The organism is Pseudomonas typographi (assembly GCF_014694385.1).
Classification (GTDB): Bacteria; Pseudomonadota; Gammaproteobacteria; order Pseudomonadales; family Pseudomonadaceae; genus Aquipseudomonas; species Aquipseudomonas typographi.
The window spans coordinates 1-1,476 of the sequence record NZ_JAAOCA010000087.1; the positions used below are offsets into that span (position 1 = coordinate 1).

Here is a 1,476-nt window from a genome sequence, read left to right on the forward strand (position 1 = left end):
GGGCTGCGTATCGGGAAAAGCATGGATCGTTCAACTCGATGCAGCGCCAGGAGCAGATGGGCGCGATCATCGCCTTGCAGGTCAACCGGCTGCGCGGGGGCGATGCGGCGCTGATCGACTTCATGCCGCACGCGGAAAGGCCGCCCATTAGCCTGGAGCAGGCGATGGAGGAATGGGTGTAAGCTCACGGTTTTCGAGGTTGGATTTGCCATGAAGGGAATCGGGATATTGGGGCTATCAGCCTCGCTGTTGTGCGCGCATGCCTGGGCTGATAATAGCAACGCACACGATAACGGCGTCGCCGCGCTTACCGCTCTGATGTTCAGTAAAAGGTCGTTCGAAGAGTCAAGATGGTGTTTCTACGGAAGTCAGATTGTTGGGGAAGTGGCCGAGGCGAGATTGGCCGGTAAAACAAAGGCTCAGGCTGAAGAAATGCTTGGCCCCAATCTCCCCGAGAAGATTCAGGACGCCGTGAACGATGCCTTCGCTTACAAACAGCCCGGCCCAGGTAATGCTGTCGACTACTTCGATCAGTGCTCTGTGAAGGCCGAGAATTCGGTGAAGAAAGATATTGATGAGCTAGCCAGCAGTTCCAGCTGAGCCATCAAAACGTTTGAACCCGGTCCGCCGGGTTTTTTTACGGCTGGAGAAAGATTATGGCATCGCGCTCTTTGGGCACGCTGACGCTGGATCTGGTGGCTAAGATTGGCGGCTTTCAGCAGGGCATGGACCAGGCAGCCCGATCGGTATCGAGCACGGGCGCGGCCGCGACTAAGGCGTCTAGCCAAGTCGAGGTACTGGAACGCCAATTTGCATCGTTGACGAGCGTTGCCGCTGGCATCGCGGCTCCCCTGGCTGCCGCCTTCAGCCTGCACACCGTGTATGAGGCCACAGAGGCGTATGGCTCGCTTACCAACCGCCTCAAGCTTGTCACCAACGGATCCGCTGAGCTTGCGACGGCTCAGGCCGCGGTGTTCGGCATAGCCCAGGATTCTCGCCAGCCACTCGCTGCGACTGCGGAGCTTTACCAGCGTATCGCGACCAACCAGACTGCTTTGAAGCTTTCCAGCGAGGGTGTGGCTGGTGTTGTGGGTACCATCAGCAAGACGCTGGCTATTTCGGGCGCCTCGGCCGAAAGCGCTAACGCAGCGCTGATCCAGTTGGGCCAGGCATTTGCCTCGGGAACCTTGCGCGGGGAAGAGCTGAACTCGGTACTTGAGCAGGCCCCTGCGCTCGCCCAAGCTATTGCTGCCGGTATGGGCAAAACGGTGGGTGAGCTGCGTAATTTGGGTGCTCAAGGCAAGCTGACGGCGGAAACTGTCGTGAAAGCCTTGCAGGCCCAGGACGGCGCGGTCGATACGTTGTTCTCTAAGATGAGCGCCACGATTGGCGGCAGCCTGACGGTGGTCGGCAACTCGGTAACGCACTTCATCGGCGAGATCGACCAGGCTACTGGCACCAGTAGCAAGCTCGCCG

The 1,476-nt window shown here is 59.1% G+C and carries 3 protein-coding genes; all 3 read left to right on the plus strand.

Features of this window, described 5'->3' with window-relative positions:
* Positions 1-182: hypothetical protein (locus tag HAQ05_RS27710; RefSeq protein ID WP_238936613.1), on the plus strand; the 182-nt coding region annotated here is incomplete at its 5' end.
* Between the two features lie 28 nt (positions 183-210).
* On the plus strand, positions 211-600 hold the full coding sequence (locus HAQ05_RS27715) for a hypothetical protein (RefSeq protein WP_190427558.1): 390 nt from the start codon (positions 211-213) through the stop codon (positions 598-600).
* A 56-nt stretch (positions 601-656) separates the two neighbouring features.
* Positions 657-1,476, plus strand: an 820-nt coding sequence (locus tag HAQ05_RS27720) for a tape measure protein (protein WP_190427559.1), incomplete at its 3' end; no start/stop codon positions are given.

Coding starts and splice junctions, on each gene's coding strand:
- HAQ05_RS27715 (WP_190427558.1), top strand. CDS start 211: ATGAAGGGAATCGGGATATTGGGGCTATCAGCCTCGCTGTTGTGCGCG.